The organism is Virgibacillus sp. FSP13 (assembly GCF_054048505.1).
In genome coordinates this window covers 24536-41568 of record NZ_JBSVKG010000014.1, presented here as the reverse complement: position 1 = coordinate 41568, position 17033 = coordinate 24536, and the positions used below count along the sequence as shown (strand labels likewise).

14 protein-coding genes and 2 other annotated features are annotated in these 17033 nt (G+C 40.1%); of the genes, 4 read left to right on the top strand and 10 right to left on the bottom strand.

Going from position 1 to position 17033, the window contains the following annotated elements:
- Positions 1-45: 45 nt before the first annotated feature.
- Complete coding sequence (locus ACW2QC_RS12715) at positions 46-522, bottom strand: hypothetical protein (protein ID WP_457544348.1); 477 nt, start codon at positions 520-522, stop codon at positions 46-48.
- Between the two features lie 305 nt (positions 523-827).
- Here ACW2QC_RS12715 and trhO point away from each other — a divergent pair, with 305 nt between their 5' ends.
- Positions 828-1802, top strand: a complete 975-nt coding sequence (gene trhO, locus ACW2QC_RS12710) for an oxygen-dependent tRNA uridine(34) hydroxylase TrhO (RefSeq protein WP_457544347.1) — start codon at positions 828-830, stop codon at positions 1800-1802.
- Between the two features lie 87 nt (positions 1803-1889).
- Here the strand turns inward: trhO and ACW2QC_RS12705 are convergent, their stop codons facing one another.
- Both ACW2QC_RS12705 and ACW2QC_RS12700 read right to left on the bottom strand, forming a co-directional pair.
- Positions 1890-3797, bottom strand: a complete 1908-nt coding sequence (locus ACW2QC_RS12705) for a TRAP transporter permease (RefSeq protein WP_457544399.1) — start codon at positions 3795-3797, stop codon at positions 1890-1892.
- A gap of 110 nt (positions 3798-3907) precedes the next feature.
- A complete protein-coding gene (locus tag ACW2QC_RS12700; protein WP_457544346.1) occupies positions 3908-4921 on the bottom strand; it encodes a TAXI family TRAP transporter solute-binding subunit in 1014 nt (337 codons plus the stop codon).
- A gap of 208 nt (positions 4922-5129) precedes the next feature.
- On the opposite strand from ACW2QC_RS12700, the gene ACW2QC_RS12695 reads away from it, so the two are divergent.
- A complete protein-coding gene (locus tag ACW2QC_RS12695) occupies positions 5130-5618 on the top strand; it encodes a glutathione peroxidase (protein ID WP_457544345.1) in 489 nt (162 codons plus the stop codon).
- Between the two features lie 116 nt (positions 5619-5734).
- On the opposite strand, the gene proS is transcribed toward ACW2QC_RS12695, so the two are convergent.
- From proS to ACW2QC_RS12680, 3 genes are all read right to left on the bottom strand, one after another.
- Positions 5735-7132 carry a proline--tRNA ligase gene (proS, locus tag ACW2QC_RS12690; protein ID WP_457544398.1) on the bottom strand — a complete coding sequence of 466 codons (1398 nt, stop codon included), beginning with the start codon at positions 7130-7132 and terminating at the stop codon, positions 5735-5737.
- Between the two features lie 136 nt (positions 7133-7268).
- Positions 7269-7488: a binding site (T-box leader), on the bottom strand.
- A 37-nt stretch (positions 7489-7525) separates the two neighbouring features.
- Positions 7526-8065, bottom strand: coding sequence for a GNAT family N-acetyltransferase (locus ACW2QC_RS12685; RefSeq protein WP_457544344.1), 540 nt, complete (start codon positions 8063-8065; stop codon positions 7526-7528).
- Between the two features lie 66 nt (positions 8066-8131).
- Positions 8132-9595, bottom strand: coding sequence for an aldehyde dehydrogenase family protein (locus ACW2QC_RS12680; RefSeq protein WP_457544343.1), 1464 nt, complete (start codon positions 9593-9595; stop codon positions 8132-8134).
- A 487-nt stretch (positions 9596-10082) separates the two neighbouring features.
- Between ACW2QC_RS12680 and ACW2QC_RS12675 the strand changes: the two genes are divergently transcribed.
- The gene (locus tag ACW2QC_RS12675) at positions 10083-10721 is read left to right on the top strand and encodes an ArsR/SmtB family transcription factor (RefSeq protein WP_457544342.1); all 639 of its coding nucleotides are present in this window, start codon (positions 10083-10085) and stop codon (positions 10719-10721) included.
- Positions 10702-11997: an MFS transporter gene (locus ACW2QC_RS12670; RefSeq protein ID WP_457544341.1), complete on the top strand. Its 1296-nt coding sequence runs from the start codon at positions 10702-10704 to the stop codon at positions 11995-11997. Before ACW2QC_RS12675 ends, ACW2QC_RS12670 begins: the two co-directional genes overlap by 20 nt.
- Before the next feature lie 86 nt (positions 11998-12083).
- Here the strand turns inward: ACW2QC_RS12670 and serA are convergent, their stop codons facing one another.
- The 4 genes from serA to thiD form a co-directional block, all read right to left on the bottom strand.
- Entirely contained in the window at positions 12084-13670 is a 1587-nt protein-coding gene (gene serA, locus ACW2QC_RS12665) for a phosphoglycerate dehydrogenase (protein ID WP_457544340.1), read from the bottom strand.
- Between the two features lie 3 nt (positions 13671-13673).
- Positions 13674-14828: a pyridoxal-phosphate-dependent aminotransferase family protein gene (locus ACW2QC_RS12660; protein WP_457544397.1), complete on the bottom strand. Its 1155-nt coding sequence runs from the start codon at positions 14826-14828 to the stop codon at positions 13674-13676.
- Between the two features lie 83 nt (positions 14829-14911).
- Positions 14912-15138 (bottom strand) — a binding site (T-box leader).
- Between the two features lie 470 nt (positions 15139-15608).
- A complete protein-coding gene (locus ACW2QC_RS12655) occupies positions 15609-16160 on the bottom strand; it encodes a cysteine hydrolase family protein (RefSeq protein ID WP_457544339.1) in 552 nt (183 codons plus the stop codon).
- A 30-nt stretch (positions 16161-16190) separates the two neighbouring features.
- Complete coding sequence (gene thiD, locus ACW2QC_RS12650; RefSeq protein WP_457544338.1) at positions 16191-17015, bottom strand: bifunctional hydroxymethylpyrimidine kinase/phosphomethylpyrimidine kinase; 825 nt, start codon at positions 17013-17015, stop codon at positions 16191-16193.
- Positions 17016-17033 lie beyond the last annotated feature (18 nt).

The window sequence follows — 17033 nt, the reverse complement described above, 5'->3', positions numbered from 1 at the left end:
CAATTGGTCTACATTCTCAAACACACCTGCAGCTAAAACATTTTATTACCTATTTTCATCATTATCGGATTCTTCCTTCCCTTGTTCACTTAGTTCCGTAACGATGACTCTTGGTTCATATTCACTCAATACTTCAAAAGTATCATCTGACGTGAAATAAATATGATGTTCAATATGGGGGTACATTTCACTTCCAGGGCCAATTAACTGATCATACCACTCAACAAATTCTGAATTGGTCATTTTGTAGAAGAAGCAATTTTGATTATCTTCACCGAATTTTTCTTTTCGAGCCTCAGATGCTATAAGAGATAAATCACCTCTTGTCCATTCCTCTGAAAAGCGACAAGACCATACACACCAGCCATCAACAACCCGATCATAGATGAATTTATATCCTATTCCAGAATCGTCCTCAAACTTTAATTGTAAACCACCTACCGGGTACTCCATCCCCATTAAATGTAATTCACCATTAATTTTCCCAACAGGTTCCCATACGTGGAGTTTTCGCTTATCCATCTGAGAATTCCTCCCTCATCATCTGATATTTTAATATTCTCACAGTTATAAATAAACGCCTTGTAATAACTTGGGGTTTCTGTCACTCCCGTATTTTAAAAGTAACTATAATTATCACAAATATTTACGATTGCACCTACATCCGCACAGAATTATCCAGCATACACCAGCATCTACATTATACGCATGTTTGCAGTTGCCAAAAACCTTAAGTATTGATAAAATATTCTCTTGCAAGATTATAAAAAAATACGGACTACCAAACATTTATATCTTGCAAATATGAATGATAGGTGGTAAATAAAATGGAAGAAAGTAAACAATATCAGGTGTTATTGTACTATAAGTATGTCCAAATTGAGGATCCTGAGGAATTTACCATGCAGCATTTGCAATTTTGTAAAGACCTAGAATTAAAAGGACGTGTCTTAGTTGCCCATGAAGGGATCAATGGTACAGTTTCCGGAACTATTGAACAAACCAAAAAATATATGGAAACATTGAAGAATGATCCAAGGTTTGCTGATATGGTCTTCAAAATTGATGCGCATGATGGTCACGCATTCAAGAAAATGCATGTGCGTCACCGCAAAGAAATTGTGACACTCAGATTGAATGAAGATATTGATCCACATCAAACAACAGGCAAATATCTTGAGCCAAATGAATTTTACGAAGCGATGCAGGATGAAGATACAATTGTATTAGACGCGCGCAACGATTACGAATACGATCTAGGTCACTTCCGTGGCGCTATTCGACCTGACGTAGAAACATTTCGTGAGCTTCCCCAATGGGTGAAAGAAAACAAACATCTTATCGAGGGTAAAAGAGTCTTGACGTATTGTACTGGTGGAATTCGTTGTGAAAAATTCTCGGGCTGGTTACTAAAAGAAGGTTTTGAGGATGTAGGACAACTGCACGGTGGGATTGTAACATACGGCAAAGATCCACAGGTTCAAGGAGAATTATGGGATGGTCAATGTTATGTATTTGACGAGCGCATTTCCGTTCCAGTTAACCAGAATGAGCATGTCGTTGTAGGTGTCGATTATTTCGATGGTAAACCTTGTGAGCGCTATGTCAATTGTGCAAATCCAGATTGTAATAAACAAATTCTCTGCTCAGAAGAAAACGAGCATAAATATATGCGTGGATGTACACATGAATGCCGGGTTAGCCCACGCAACATGTATATAAAGGAACATAATTTATCTCCAGATGAAATTCAACAAAGATTGGAGATTATTGAAAAAGAAAACATGAAACAAGAAGCATAATATTTTAAAAGACGTCCCCTTATGAGACGTCTTTTTTTATGGATTGCTGGGAAATGGGACACCTAACCTGTCCCCATGTCCCAGTTTTTAGGCAATTTGTCTTTTGTTCTTATCTGCTTTCTTATTAATCATTTGAATTGCGGCGATACTACCGAAAATCACTAGTCCAGCCAATGAGAACTTCATATCTGGATATACAAGCAACAATCCAGCGGCAATCATGATAATTCGCTCTAGCCAGTTTACCGAACGAACAAAATAACCAATCAATGCTGCACTAATGCTTGCCATTCCAAGTAAAGCTGTAATAACCGCTATCGATACATTCATTACGTTCGCATCCCCCTGTAATAGCAGGATAGGTTGCGAAACAAACATGTATGGAATAATAAACGCAGCAATGGCCAGTTTAACAGCAGTCACCCCAGCTTTCATTGGGTTCGCACCTGCTATTCCAGCTCCTGCATAGGCTGCCAAACAGACTGGAGGCGTAATATCTGCGACAATACCAAAGTAAAACACAAACATATGAACCGCGATCACCGGAACATCAAATGCCAATAAAGCTGGTGCTGCCATTGTTGCTGTAACAACGTAGTTTGCTGTTGTCGGCAAGCCCATACCTAAAATGATACATGCTACCATCGTGAAAAACATGACAAGGAAGAATTGACCCTGTGCAAGCTCAATAATTCCGCCTGCGATTTTTGGTCCTAACCCTGTGGTAGTTACCGTTCCTGCAATAATCCCTGCTGTCGCACAGGCAGCGATAACCGGGAGCGCAGTCCTAGCTCCTTCTTCAAGTAACTTAATAATACCTTTAAATGACATTCTCGTATCTTTTCTGAAAAAACTAATAACAAATGCAGTAACAATCGCGAATAATGCTGCAAAAGTTGGTGTTTTCCCAGCAAGTAGGAAACCAACAATTATAATAAGTGGCAAAAATAAATCCAGTCGTTTGACTAAATTCTTTAATTTAGGCAATTGTTCTTTTGGAAGTCCCAAAATACCTTGCTTTCTTGCTTCAAAGTGTGTACCTAAAAATACACCTGAGAAATAGAGAACCGCTGGGATGATCGCAATTATAATAATCTCATTGTACGGAACTCCTGTATATGATGCCATAATAAAAGCAGCGGCACCCATAATCGGTGGCATAATCTGTCCACCTGTTGATGCTGTAGCCTCTGTAGCCGCAGCGAAATGGGGTTTAAATCCTGCATTTTTCATCATTGGAATCGTAAATGAACCGGAACCGACCGTATTCGCAACGGAGCTCCCACTTACCATTCCCTGTAGTCCACTGGCTGCTACAGCTGCTTTTGCTGTTCCACCAGTATATTTTCCTGTGAGCCGTAATGCAATATCATTAAAAAACTGTCCAATATTTGTCTTGACCAAAATTACCCCGAAAAATAGGAACAAATAAATGTACGTGGATGAAATTTGAATAGGGGTACCAAATATGGAGCTTGAACTAAAGAACATCTCTGTTGCAAGCGAAGGCCAGTCATAACCAGCATGTCCTATAATTGGAATATATTGGCCAAAAAGACCGTATAATAACGCGATAATTGCAATAATAACAATTGGAAGTCCAACAACACGTCTTGTTGCTTCTAATAAAAGTAGAATTCCTGCAGTCGCTACAATTTGGTCAATTGCTGTAAAGCCAAAGATAATAGCATCGTTAATTAAACGCTCATAATGATAAATAATATAAAAGTTAGTGCCTAGTGCTGCTAGAGCTAGTAAAGCATCGTACCATGGAACACCTCTACGTTTTGTCATTGATGATTTTATTGGATACAGCAAATATACTAGGCTTAATCCTGCACCAAGGTGAATTGCACCTTGGATGATGGATACCTTAGAGCCGTAAAATGCCGTATATAGTTGAAAAATAGTTAACGCTCCACCAATGATAAGTGTTACCCAACCCCATGGACCTAAATTTGTACGAAAAGTACTTTCTTTATCGTATTTGGCCATCAGTTCATGCTTATCGATTTCTTTTGAATTCTGTGTAGCCACCCGTTTTACCCTCCATTCACATGATTTTTGAGGTTAAAGAACCGGACAATAGCGTCCGGTTCTTTTTGTTATTCAATACCAGCTTCATCAAAATATTTTTGAGCTCCTGGATGGATTGGCAAATCACCTACACCAGTTAAAATGCTGTCTTTTGTAATTAATTTTTTTTGCTCGATCGACATATCACCAGCTTTTTCAACCAATGTTTTCGTAAGTTCATAAGCAAGGTCTTCACTTACCTGATCTTTTGAACCAAGGAGCAATGCCATCGCAGTTACTGTCTGTACTGGCTCGTCTAGCCAATCATACGTTCCAGGCTCAACTGTATATGCCTCATATTGACTATTATCAACTACCTCTTGTAAAGCATCTCCCTCAATACTGAGAAGCTTTACTTCTTTTGTAGATGCCTGCAATTCATCTGTTGAAGAAGATGGAACACCCACTACTTCAATGGAAGCATCAATTGTTCCGTTTTGCAATTTACTTTTTGCATCACCAAAACCTTCTTCATATGCTTCATAGTCGCCTTCTTCAATACCATATGCCTTCAAAATTAATTCAGCTGCTTCACGAGTCGCTCCACCTGGAGGTCCAATTGCAACCTTTTTGCCTTTTAAATCGGCAATTGATTCAATACCAGTTGATTCTAAAGTAGCAACTTGCACTGCTTCTGGATAAAGTGAAGCAATTACTGCTACATTATCAATCTCTTTTCCTTCAAATTCGCCTGTTTGATTAACAGCACTGATTAAAGTAGTGTTTTGGGCAATTCCCAGTTGATAGTTACCAGACTGAATCTTAGCAATGTTTTCTACAGAGGCCCCGGATTCTACTGAACTAACATCAAAGCCATCTACATCGATGTTATCCTTCCAAAGCGTAGACATTTCGCCGCCTAATGGATAATAAACACCGCCGACACTACCAGTTCCCAAGGTTAGATTGGTTTTTGCTTCCTTGTCACCACCATCATCTGAACCAGAATCAGAACTGGAACCTTTACCACTCTCACCACATGCACTCAAAATCATGCCGATAGTAAGAACTAGGACCAATAAAAATAATGTTTTCCTTTTCAAACTAAACTCCCCCTTTTACGTTTTTTATTTAGAACAAATTGCTTGTCACAGCAATTGCATAAAACACGTTTTCATTTTTAGTTGAAAACGTTTTATTATATATTTTAACTTTTTTTCACCTGCTATTCAAGTTTTAAGAAAATTCATAAAATAAATACATCCTTTGACACTTGATTAATAGGTTGCTAATCTTTAACAAAAGGGGGCGATGATTATCGTTCGTATTTATGATTACATTGTCAAAACAATACGTGGTGAAGAAAAATCTTTAGGGAATTATAAAGGGAACGTACTTCTAGTTGTAAATACAGCAAGCAAATGCGGATTCACCCCACAATTTGCCGATTTACAGAAGCTTTATGAAGATTATAACGAACAGGGATTTGAGATACTTGGTTTCCCATGCAATCAATTTCATCATCAAGATCCCGGTAATGACCAGGAAATTTCGAGCTTTTGTCAACGAAACTACGGGGTAACCTTTCCAATGTTTAGCAAAGTAGATGTTAAAGGGGAAAAAGCGCATCCTTTATTCACGTTTTTAACAGAGGAAGCACCAGGTCTGATGACGAAGCAGATTAAGTGGAACTTCACGAAATTCCTAATCAGCAAAAACGGTGATGTCATCAATCGGTATGCTCCTCAAACTAAGCCTGAAAGCATAAAAAAAGATATTGAGAAAGCGTTAAGAGGGTAACATAACCCTTCCATTAATTTATCTGGAAGCATGATGACCTATAGAATTTTCTTTGATCTCATTCGGGGTTGATGTAAAAAAACCGAGCAGCTTTTCAAGCACTCGGTTTTTTAAAATTAATATGCTTTTGCCCAATAAACCAACTCTTTTGCTTTCTTTCCACAACATACACATGTGTCAGCGACTTTTTCCTGTTCAAATGGAATGCAGCGAGATGTTGCTGTTGTTTCTTCTTTAATTTTTTCTTCACAAGCCTGATCTCCACACCACATCGCTTTAATAAAGCCGGTTGTTTGCTCAAGCGTTTGTTTAAATTCTTCCATGTTTGTTGCGACGGATGTTTTTTCGTTACGATGTGCTAATGCTTTATCATACAGACCTTGTTGAATTTCCTCCAATAGTGCAGGCAAACGGTCGTCCACCTCACGCAATGCAACAAATTCTTTTTCACCTGTATCCCGACGAACAAGAACAACCTGCTCTTTTTCAATATCCTTTGGCCCTAACTCAATGCGGACCGGAATTCCCTTCATCTCAGACTCGTTAAATTTCCACCCTGGTGTTTTGTCACTCGCGTCGATATCAATACGGGCAATATTTTTCAGCTGATCCCGCAAATCATATGCTTTATCCAAAACCCCTTCTTTATGCTGGGCGATTGGCACGATCATAGCTTGTGTCGGCGCGATCCTTGGCGGAATTACCAAGCCACGATTGTCACCATGGACCATGATCAATGCACCCATAATACGAGTTGACATTCCCCATGAAGTCTGATGAACTGGTTTTTGTTCACCGTTTTTATCCGAGTAACGAATATCAAATGCCTCTGCAAATCCGGTACCTAAATAATGAGACGTACCAGATTGCAATGCCTTACCATCATGCATTAGGCTTTCAATTGTTAATGTGTAATCAGCTCCGGCAAACTTTTCTTTCTCCGTTTTTCGTCCGCTAATTAAAGGGATCGCCAAATAGTTTTCACAGACATCGGCATACACACCGAGCATCCTTTCCGTCTCTTCCTGGGCATCCTCACCTGTAGCATGACAAGTATGACCTTCCTGCCATAAAAATTCCGATGTACGTAGGAATGGGCGTGTTGTCTTCTCCCAGCGAACGACATTGCTCCATTGATTGTAAAGCATTGGCAAATCACGGTAAGAATGAATATTTTTTGCATAATATTCACCGAAAAGCACCTCCGAAGTTGGACGAACACAGATCCGTTCCGCTAATTCTTCTTCACCACCGTGTGTCACCCAGGCTACTTCCGGTGCAAAGCCTTCGATATGATCCTTTTCTTTTTGCAGCATGCTTTCCGGAATAAATAATGGAAAATAAACATTCGAATGTCCTGTCTCTTTAAATTTCCGATCCAGTTCGTCACGAATATTTTCCCAAATGGCAAAACCATAAGGCTTAATAACCATCGTTCCGCGGACTGTTCCATAGTCAACAAGTTCAGCCTGTTTTACCACATCGGTATACCACTGAGCGAAATCATCCTCCATTGCGGTTACCTTTTCTACAAATTGCTTATTTTTACCCAATCCAAACACCTCGTTTAAAATTTTGGTTTACGTATATTTTTTAAAATGGGACAAGGGGCCTGTCCCATGTCCCATACAAAAAACCTCGTATCCCATGAAAAGGGACCGAGGTTTGGTGGTACCACCCTTGTTGCAATCGAGAGCACACTCCGGCCTCTGTCATGCCACTTTACTTCATAACGGTTATGAACCGCGCGCATCTTTCGTGATGGCGAACTTAAAGGCAGGTTCCAATTGAGTCTTTAGAAATTTGCACCACCCATTTCCTCTCTTGTGAAAGACGTTTCAATTGTACTAATCCTTGTCAACGTTTCATCTATGTATTGTTAAATATATATGGATCAAAAAGTAAAGTCAAGCCTTTCTGCTTAAAGGTTTTTCGTACTTGGAAAACTTGTCCTCTCCTTCCCCCGTATACCCGGAAAACGTGAATCCTGCTTGCTGATAATAATCGTTTAAAACAGGATTCCCCGCCACACAATCCAATCGTATATAACCATCATCGATTAGCATGTTGTCATCCATCCAACGCAAAAGCCTTTTTCCGATTTGCTGATGATGGCGACCTCGAACTACCGCAAGCCTGTGCAAATAATAGGCCTGATCACTTCGTTTGCCCCACATTTCAATGTCCCAATCGTTTTGTTTTGGAGAAAGATTAAAGGTCGCCACGATATTTCTATCATTATCTTCTACTACATATGTCGTTCCAGCTAATATATCTTGGCGGATTTCCTCGTCTTCTCCTCCACTGCGCAAATACCCCCACTGTGGAACTCCCTTTTCCTTTAACCAATTTGCTGCTTCATACAATAGTTCTAACACTGCGTTCAAATCGTTCACGCCTGCTATTCTAATTGTATATTCATCAAACGTATCTTGTGCGAATATCATTTCGCTCCCCCTATAGATAAATTTAATTTTAATCTATTTTACTACAGGAGAACGAAATAAACATCGCTAAAATGGAAATTCCCGATACTCATCCTGTACGGAAATCCATTTCATTTTGGTAAATTCATCAATCACCCACGGATTACCAAAACGACCCATCCCGCTTTGTTTGTTACCCCCAAATGGTATGTTTGCTGCATCATTAACTGTCTGGTCATTCACATGAGTCATTCCGGAATCGATTTTCAATCCGTATGCTTCACCCTTTTGTAAATCGGATGTAAAAATGGCAGATGTTAATCCGTATATAGTATCATTGGCCATGTCAATTGCATGATCATCGCTGTCAGCCTTAATGATTGACGCGACTGGAGAAAATAATTCCGTCTGCGCGAGTTCATCGCGATTATCAACATCAACAAAAACATATGGAGTCAATACATTACCTATACGCTTTCCTTCCAGACCCAATTTTAACCCGGTATTTTTAGCCTTCTCAATAATTCCTTGTACCTTTTCCAGCTGACTTTGATTGATTAACGGCCCTATCACGGTTTTGGATTCTGTTTGATCACCATAAGGCAAATTTGCTGCACGCTCAATAAACTTCTTAGTAAATTCCTCATACAAATCCTGATGGACAATAATCCGGTTAATACACATACATATTTGACCCTGATGCATAAATTTACCAAAAATTGCTGCATCCACAGCTTTATCAATGTTGGAATCCTGTAAAACAACAAAGGGATTATTACCTCCAAGCTCCAGGGCGACTCGTTTAAGGTTCTCACCAGCAATTTTTCCAATATGTTTTCCAACTTTTGTTGAACCGGTAAATGCAATCAATTGGACAACAGGATTTTCCATCATTTCATCGCCAATTTCATCAATATCAGTCATTACCGACTGGAAGACACCTTTTGGTAAACCCGCGTAATCAAAAGCTCTTGCTAAAATAGAGCCTCCAGTTAATCCAACTTGTAGGTCGGCCTTATGCACCACGGTATTACCTAGGGCAATTGCCGGTGCAATCGAGCGAATCGATAAATTCATTGGAAAATTGAACGGTGAAATAGAAGAAATGACACCTAATGGTTGCCGGTAAATCTTATTTATTTTCCCTTCAATGGAGGATTTCACTTGTTTTACTTCCTCAGCGGCATCCATATACTGAAACGTTTCTTTCAAAACATCAATGGATAGATTTAATTCCAGTTCAGCCTTTAACAATGTTCCACCTGTTTCTTGGCTCACAATTTCAATAATTTCTTCCCGATTGTTTTGTAAGAACTCAGCCGCTTTACGGAAGATGTCTCCACGTTCCTCAATTGATGAATGTGCCCAATCCTTTTGACACCTTTCTGCAATGTCGTAGGCTTCTTTCACCTGTTTTAATGATGCGATGCTTACCGTAGTTATAACTGAGTCATCGTACGGATTCAATATATCGTAAGTTCTTCCTGCATCCCCTTCGGCCCACTCACCATTTAGGTAACTTTTATTATACTCTATTGCAAAGTTTTTCACCTCATCACTCCTTTTCAACTGTATTTTCCCTTTAACGTAATGAGTTATTCAGAGGTATTACGAGTGTCCGAAGTTACGTGGCTTGCCTAAGGTAGATGACATGTCACCGGAAAACATAGGCATCTTCCAACATTGCAAAGATATCTTGGTTAATTTTATTATGATTAAATCAAATCCTTTAACAAAAAATCAGACTCTAGTATGAGTTCAATTCATCCTACCAGACGTTAAACAAAACCTCCCTTCCCCTTATACTTTAATCAACAGCACATAAAGAACAAAAGTGGAAGCGAACCGATGTTGACTTATCGTACGGAGAAAATTTCGTTGGAGCTGGACGTGGCTCATCCTACCGAAAGCAAATTAGAGGCAAATATTTTTCTTTCTTACCTTTAAACAAAAATGTCTTTACTTTCTAATAATTACTGTGCTAAAGTATTGTTAAATTAATTTGACTGTTTAATTTAATTTGACAATGGAGGCAAATATGATGGAACAAATGATGACATTAACAACACACAACCAATTAAAGGCATTAGGGGATCCGCTCCGTGCAGAAATGATGATGCATCTCATTGAAAAGCCCTACACTGGACAACAACTAGCTGAAGCAATGAACATCCCCCGCGGCAAGATGCATTACCATCTAAAAGAGCTCGAAAAAAATAACTTAATTGAAATGATAAAAACGGAAGAAAAGAATGGGATTATCCAGAAATTTTACCAATCCGTTTCAGGTAGCTTCACCATTTCAGAGAAATTACTTCCGCATCAAGATGAAATTAATCAAACAACCCGCCAAGTGATTTACAGCATTTTAGACCGCGCCAAACGCAGGCTCGAAATTGCACCAAGTTATGCATTTGAAAACAAAAATCATAGCGAAAATCCGGAAGATTGGGGCTATATCACAACTAACGGTGAATTTAAAGCAACTGAAAAGCAATTTATTGAATGGAAGAAAAAATATTATGCCTTGATGCGAGAATTGCAACAATTGGGTGAGGAAACATCAGAGGATACTAATACCTATTATTTCTTGCATCTTGGCTTCCAAATTGAGGAAGAAGAGTTTCAAATTCCAATTGATAAGGGGAAAAGTGATAATGAGGATATTAAAAAATAAAAATTTCTTGTTTTTATTGTTAGGTAGAATTGTGTCCAATATGGGCGACAGTATTTATTACGTGGCAGCAATGTGGCTTGTATACACGCTAGGCGGAAATGCCTTTTATTCCGGACTTGCTGGTTTCTTAACATTACTCCCTACATCATTACAATTTGTCACTGGTCCGTTCGTTGATCGCTGGCCGGTAAAACGAACATTAATTATCACACAAGTGCTTCAGGCAATTCTCATTCTAACCATTCCGATCGCCTATTATTTTGATGTATTAACCGTACAAATCGTATTGATTGTCATGCCAATCGTTTCCTTTATTGAGCAATTTGCCTATCCTTCACAGTCAAAGGCTTTGCCGTTAATCCTTTCGAAGGACCAGTTGGTAAAAGGGAATTCCTATTTCTCCTTTGCTTATCAAGGAATTGACTTAGTATTTAATGCGTTATCGGGGGTACTTGTTGCATTTGTTGGTGCAGTAACATTATATCTTGTCGACTCTCTAACATTTGCCGTTGCAGCAATATTATTCTTAACGTTAAAGATTCCTTCATCTGTTGAGCAAAAGGCCACTAAAGATAAAGGAATTGTTCAGGGAATTAAAAAATATGTAATCGATTTAAAAGAAGGCTTTTCTATTGTATTTCGCTCATTAATGGCGACCTTTCTAATTGGTTCTATTGTTGCAAACTTCGCCATTGGCGGTGCAATGGCGATTTTGCCGGCATTTGCGGATGAACGGGGTGGATCAGAAATATATGGCTTCTATCTAGCAGCAATGTCGACAGGCGCTTTAATTGGTGCCTTATTTGCAAGCTGGATGGGGAAATTTAAAGTAGGATTGTTCACGATCATCGCGTTTTTAATCGGTGCTGTGTGTTGGATTTTATCCGCCACCTTACCATGGACATATCTTGCCATTGTTATATATGGTATTGCCTGGATACCAGTTGGCGGAACAAATGTTATCTTTGCAGCTACCGTGCAAACCGTTGTACCAAATCGGCTATTGGGGAGAGTTGGCTCCGTATCTGCTAGTATGTCGACAATTGCCATGCCACTTGGTTCATTGGCTGGTGGATATTTTGCAACCATTACAAGCAGCACGTTAATCTTTGCTGTAACTGGCTTGGGGCTAGCATTTGTGTCGATTGTTTGGTTACTCCATCCAAAATTACGGAGCTTACCAAAGGCAGATGAAATGTCACCAGAGACGTTCGGGTTAAAATTTGCCGAAGAACATATGAAAAGTTCAGACTCAAAGACTGGCACAACTGTATGATAATTGTGCCAGTCTTTGGCTTACCCATCACACGTATTTCTATATTCTAAAGACGCCGACCCCGGAAATAAACTGCTACTCTCGTTTTACAAATCCACGGCAGTTGCATGATAAATATCCGAAAGCCCTAACAATTGGTCCAATCCATATTTTTCCAGTTGTTTATCAATCACGAGCATCATGATTGCATCGCCACCTATTTCGGTACGGCCAACTTGCATGGTAGCAATATTCACATCGTTTTTCGCAAGTAGACTGCCAACACGGCCAATTGCCCCCGGCTGATCCTTATGATGGATGAAGACCATATGACCTTCTGGAACGACATCCATACTGTAATGATCGACCTTCACAATTCGTGCACCAAGTCCATTCAATAATGTTCCTGCCACTTTTCGTTTACCAGATTTTGTTTTTGTTTCGACCGTTAACAGGTTGGTAAAGCCCTTGGTTGAGGAAGTTTTTTGCTCATGGATCGTTATCCCCTTCTTTTCAGCCAAAAACGATGCATTTACTGTGTTCACATGGTCCCCAAGGTGTCGTTTTAATAACCCTTTTACCGTATTTCGTGTTAAAGGAGTAACCTCCATCTCCGCCAAGTCCCCTGCATAATAAATCCAAATTTCCTCCACTACTTCATTTTCCAAGCGTGCGAGGAAAGCACCCAGTTTTTCCGATAAATAAAAGTATGGTTCGATTCTCTTCATTACCTCTTGTGGTACAGATGGTATATTAACCGGATTCTGTGCCAAACCGCCCCGGAGTATTTCCACAACATCGAGACTCACATCAATTGCAACATTCTTTTGCGCTTCAATTGTACTAGCACCCAAATGTGGTGTCGCAATAACCTCCGGAAGCTCTAATAGTTTATGATGATGAATTGGTTCTTCCTCAAATACATCTAATGCCGCTCCCGCCACTTTCCGCTCCACAATCGCATCATATAATGCCTCTTCGTCAATAATCCCACCGCGTGCACAATTGACGATTTGCACACCGTCCTTCATCATGGCAAAAGCGTCCTTGTTAATGATATGTTTTGTTTCCTTTAACAATGGGGTATGGACGGTAATAAAATCTGCCACCTGCAGTACTTCATTAAACGTACCATAGCCTATTCCCATATTTTCCGCTTTTTCCTCAGTCAGAAATGGGTCATATGCAATCACATTCATCCGCTGTCCCTTTGCCCGGGCAGCGACTTCTGCACCAATCCTCCCAAGCCCGATAATCCCTAATGTTTTTCCTTTCAACTCCACACCAACATATTTTTTACGATCCCAACGGTTTTGCTTCAATGCATAAAAAGCCTGTGGTATTTTCCTTGCCAATGAGGTCAGCATTGCCATCGTATGCTCTGCAGCGGAATTTGTATTTCCGTCTGGCGCGTTAACAACGATTACACCATTCTCTGTCGCTGCTTCCAAATCAATATTATCTACCCCTACACCGGCTCGGCCGATTACTTTTAGGTTCGATGCTCGCTCAATAACCTCTCTCGTTACTTGCGTTTGGCTTCTTACCAATAACGCGTCAAAATGTGGTATTCGCTCCAGCAATAATTCTTTGGACAGATCTGTTTCCAAAACGATCTCTACGTCCTCCGCTTCCCGTAGTGGAAAAATACCATCTTCACTTAGCGGATCACTAATTAATACATTATATGTCATGGCTTACTTCCCCCTATGCAAATAAATTTCCTGTGCCGCTCTTACACCTTGCCCTAAATCTATTTGTTTACCTATTCTGCTTAAACCTAACTCTAGTAAACTAACAAGCTGCAAAACATCCTGTGGTGCACAATAGCCCATATGACCAACTCGGATAATTTTACCCTTTAAATGTTGCTGACCACCTGCGATAGCAAGGCCAAATTCTTGTTTCACCTGTTTTCTTAATTTCTCTGCGTCCACGTCACCTAATTGAATAGCTGTAACGGTAGGCGAAGCTGCTTCATCTTTTGTAAGTAAAGGGATCTCTAATGCTTTCACTGCGCTACGTAACATTGCCATCATTGTTATATGCCTATCGTAAACCTGTTGCAATCCTTCCTTTTCCATTAACGTCAAAGTTTGTTCCAACCCAAACAGCAAGGATAAAGCCGGAGTAAAGGGTGTAGAATTTCCCGCTAAATTATCGCGATATTTTCTCAAATCAAGGTAAAATCTTGGTTGTGGATTCGCTTCGATCACCTTCCAGGCCCGCTTACTAGCAGCAATAAAAGTTAACCCGGCTGGCAGCATCATTGCCTTTTGCGATCCAGTAACAAGAATATCAATCTCCCATTCATCCATTTTTGCTGCTACACCACCAACACACGATACACCATCCACAATGATTAGAGCATCGGTGTTTTCATGCACAACTTTACTAATCGCCGCTACCGGGTTTAACACTCCCGTTGATGTCTCACAGAATGTAGCAAAGACAGCTTTTAACTGCGGGTGTTTTTGTAAAAATTCTCTAACTTGTTCCGGATCAATCGCCTCTCCCCATGCAATTTCAAGGCGATGGACAACTAATTGATACGCTTCACAAATCTTTGCAAACCGATCTCCAAAAGCACCTGTAACAATCACTAGAACTTCATCCCCAGTTTTTGTCGCATTAACAACAGCCGTCTCCAAACCAGAAGTGCCGCTGCCAGTAATCATCATCACTTCCTGTTCTGTACCAAAAATAGGCTTTAATTTAGGTTTAATTCGCCCTAAAAGTTCCTTGGTTTCGATGCCCCGATGTCCAATCATCGGCTGGCTCATTGCACGTTGAACACTTGGCGGTATTGGTGTTGGACCAGGTATTCGAAGTAAACTTGTGTCTTGTAAGATGATTCGTCTCCCCTCTCCTGAAAGTTTCCTTTATTTCATTAAGTCGATCCGTAAAATAAAAAACTCCCCACCCCCTATAATAGTTCAGGGGCGAAGAGTTTGATCTCACGCGGTACCACCCTTTTTTCACTGCATGAATAAGCAGTCTTCATTGGTTCCTATGCTTAACGGGCATACGCCGGACAGATCTACTTCAATTTCAACCTGTCTATTCCGAAGTGCTGTCCATTGCCAGATTCACTGGTTCACACCATCCACCAGCTCTCTAATGAACCTGATTCAATGCACCTGTCTTCTTCACCATATTTAAACAATTTACATAGACTTGAAAACTTAATTTTTCTAATCATAGCAAATTTAATTAGAATGTCAATACCTTTTTTGACAATTTTGAATTGATGTATTATTTGTAAGCGTTTAACCACTGAGTCTGATTGATTTGAATCCTTCCATTCATTTTTTGCTAGAACAAAAGCGGAAGCGCCCGTTTAGCGACGTACGGACTGGACTGAGCCGTAGGAGATAAAGGAAACATGCCCCTGCAAAAGGGGTATGCCGACGTTGGGCGCAAAGCCCGTTTTTAGTCGGCCTTCCTTTAGATGTAAACCGATGTTGACTTATCGTACGGAGGCGAGGGAAGTCTCGCTAGTCGCTGGGCGCTGGAGCTGGACGTGGCTCCGCCCTATCCGAGAACAAATTAGAGCCAAATTTTATAGTTTCTTATATATCAAAAAAGCTTGCAGAGAAATTCCTTTCTGCAAGCTCCCATCGAGTATTATTTTATATCACTTTTGCACCAAGTGTATTCGCAAAATGTCCTAATGCCCATTCATGTCCTGCTTGATTAAAGCTAGCCACCGCATCTTGATGAACAACGATATTAAATCCCTTGTTGTATGCATCCACGGCAGTATGTAACACACAAATGTCGGTACATACTCCTACAAGATGCACTTCGTCAATTCCACGTTCACGTAATTTGATTTCCAAATCTGTTCCAGCAAATGCGCTGTAGCGTGTTTTGTCAAAATAATAGACATTTTTAGCGTCCCTATTTGTTTCATAGACAGTGGCCAGTTCCCCATATAGATTCCGACCTTTTGTCCCGATTACATTGTGGTGTGGAAATAAGACTGACTCTGGATGATAATTATCCCCAGCTTCATGTGCATCAATTGCGAATACGACATAATCGCCTGCATCGATGAACTCCTTTGTTAGTGCTACGATTTTCCCCTCAATCACTTGCCCAGGTTTACCACTCGTAAGCTTTCCATCTTCCGCAACAAAATCATACGTATAATCAATATTAATTAGAGCTCGTTTCCCCATTCATAACCCTCCAATTTTAGATTATTCCCTTTATCGAACCATTATTTTATGCGCTTCCCCTTTTGTCCGTAATGCAGCATGATAGGTCGGCCCAACTTTATCAGTGTAAGAAAACCCATACTCAATTGCTGTCGTAACAAATCCTTTTGCCAATTTCACTGCTTCCATGACGTTTTTTCCTTTAGCTAATTGTGCTGTAATTGCTGCTGAATAAGTACAACCTGCCCCGCTTGTGTTGACCGTATCAATCCTAGGCGCCTCAAACGTTGTGAAGCTTTCTCCGTCATATAAAACGTCGATTGCTGGTCCCTCCAGTCGACCACCTTTTACCAAAACATATTTCGGTCCCAAATGATGAAGGTCTACAGCTGCCTGTTTTAAATCATCCACATTCGTTAATTTACGTTCATCCAGCAAAAACGATGCTTCCGGCATATTTGGTGTAATAATGGTAGCCAATGGTAAAAGTTCACGTTTCATTGCTACTATCGCATCATCCTCAAGCAATTTTGAATCGAGTTTCCCAACCATAACCGGGTCAACTACAATATGATCTATCGTTGATTCCTTGATTATTTCACTTGTTTTCAAAATTACTTCCTTTGAAAAAAGCATTCCTGTTTTCAAAGCGTCTATTCCAACTTGATTCATAGCTGTCGCATATTGTGCCTCAATTGCTTCTAGTGTTTGCGGGTGGACATTTTTATTCGTTTCCGGATGACGGGCAACAATCGCTGTAATTACACTCATCCCATATACGTCCAATTCCTGAAATGTTTTTAAATCTGCCTGTATGCCGGCACTTCCTCCTGCCGCAGATCCGGCAAATGTCAAAACTCGTGGTGGATTTATCATGTTATCGATTCCTTTCTA

Excerpts from the sequence above, each read along its gene's own strand:
- ACW2QC_RS12715 (WP_457544348.1), bottom strand. The coding sequence starts at position 522 with ATGGATAAGCGAAAACTCCACGTATGGGAACCTGTTGGGAAAATTAAT.
- trhO (WP_457544347.1), top strand. The coding sequence starts at position 828 with ATGGAAGAAAGTAAACAATATCAGGTGTTATTGTACTATAAGTATGTC.
- ACW2QC_RS12705 (WP_457544399.1), bottom strand. The coding sequence starts at position 3,797 with ATGGCCAAATACGATAAAGAAAGTACTTTTCGTACAAATTTAGGTCCA.
- ACW2QC_RS12695 (WP_457544345.1), top strand. The coding sequence starts at position 5,130 with ATGATTATCGTTCGTATTTATGATTACATTGTCAAAACAATACGTGGT.
- proS (WP_457544398.1), bottom strand. The coding sequence starts at position 7,132 with ATGGAGGATGATTTCGCTCAGTGGTATACCGATGTGGTAAAACAGGCT.
- ACW2QC_RS12685 (WP_457544344.1), bottom strand. The coding sequence starts at position 8,065 with ATGATATTCGCACAAGATACGTTTGATGAATATACAATTAGAATAGCA.
- ACW2QC_RS12675 (WP_457544342.1), top strand. The coding sequence starts at position 10,083 with ATGATGGAACAAATGATGACATTAACAACACACAACCAATTAAAGGCA.
- ACW2QC_RS12670 (WP_457544341.1), top strand. The coding sequence starts at position 10,702 with ATGAGGATATTAAAAAATAAAAATTTCTTGTTTTTATTGTTAGGTAGA.
- serA (WP_457544340.1), bottom strand. The coding sequence starts at position 13,670 with ATGACATATAATGTATTAATTAGTGATCCGCTAAGTGAAGATGGTATT.
- ACW2QC_RS12655 (WP_457544339.1), bottom strand. The coding sequence starts at position 16,160 with ATGGGGAAACGAGCTCTAATTAATATTGATTATACGTATGATTTTGTT.
- thiD (WP_457544338.1), bottom strand. The coding sequence starts at position 17,015 with ATGATAAATCCACCACGAGTTTTGACATTTGCCGGATCTGCGGCAGGA.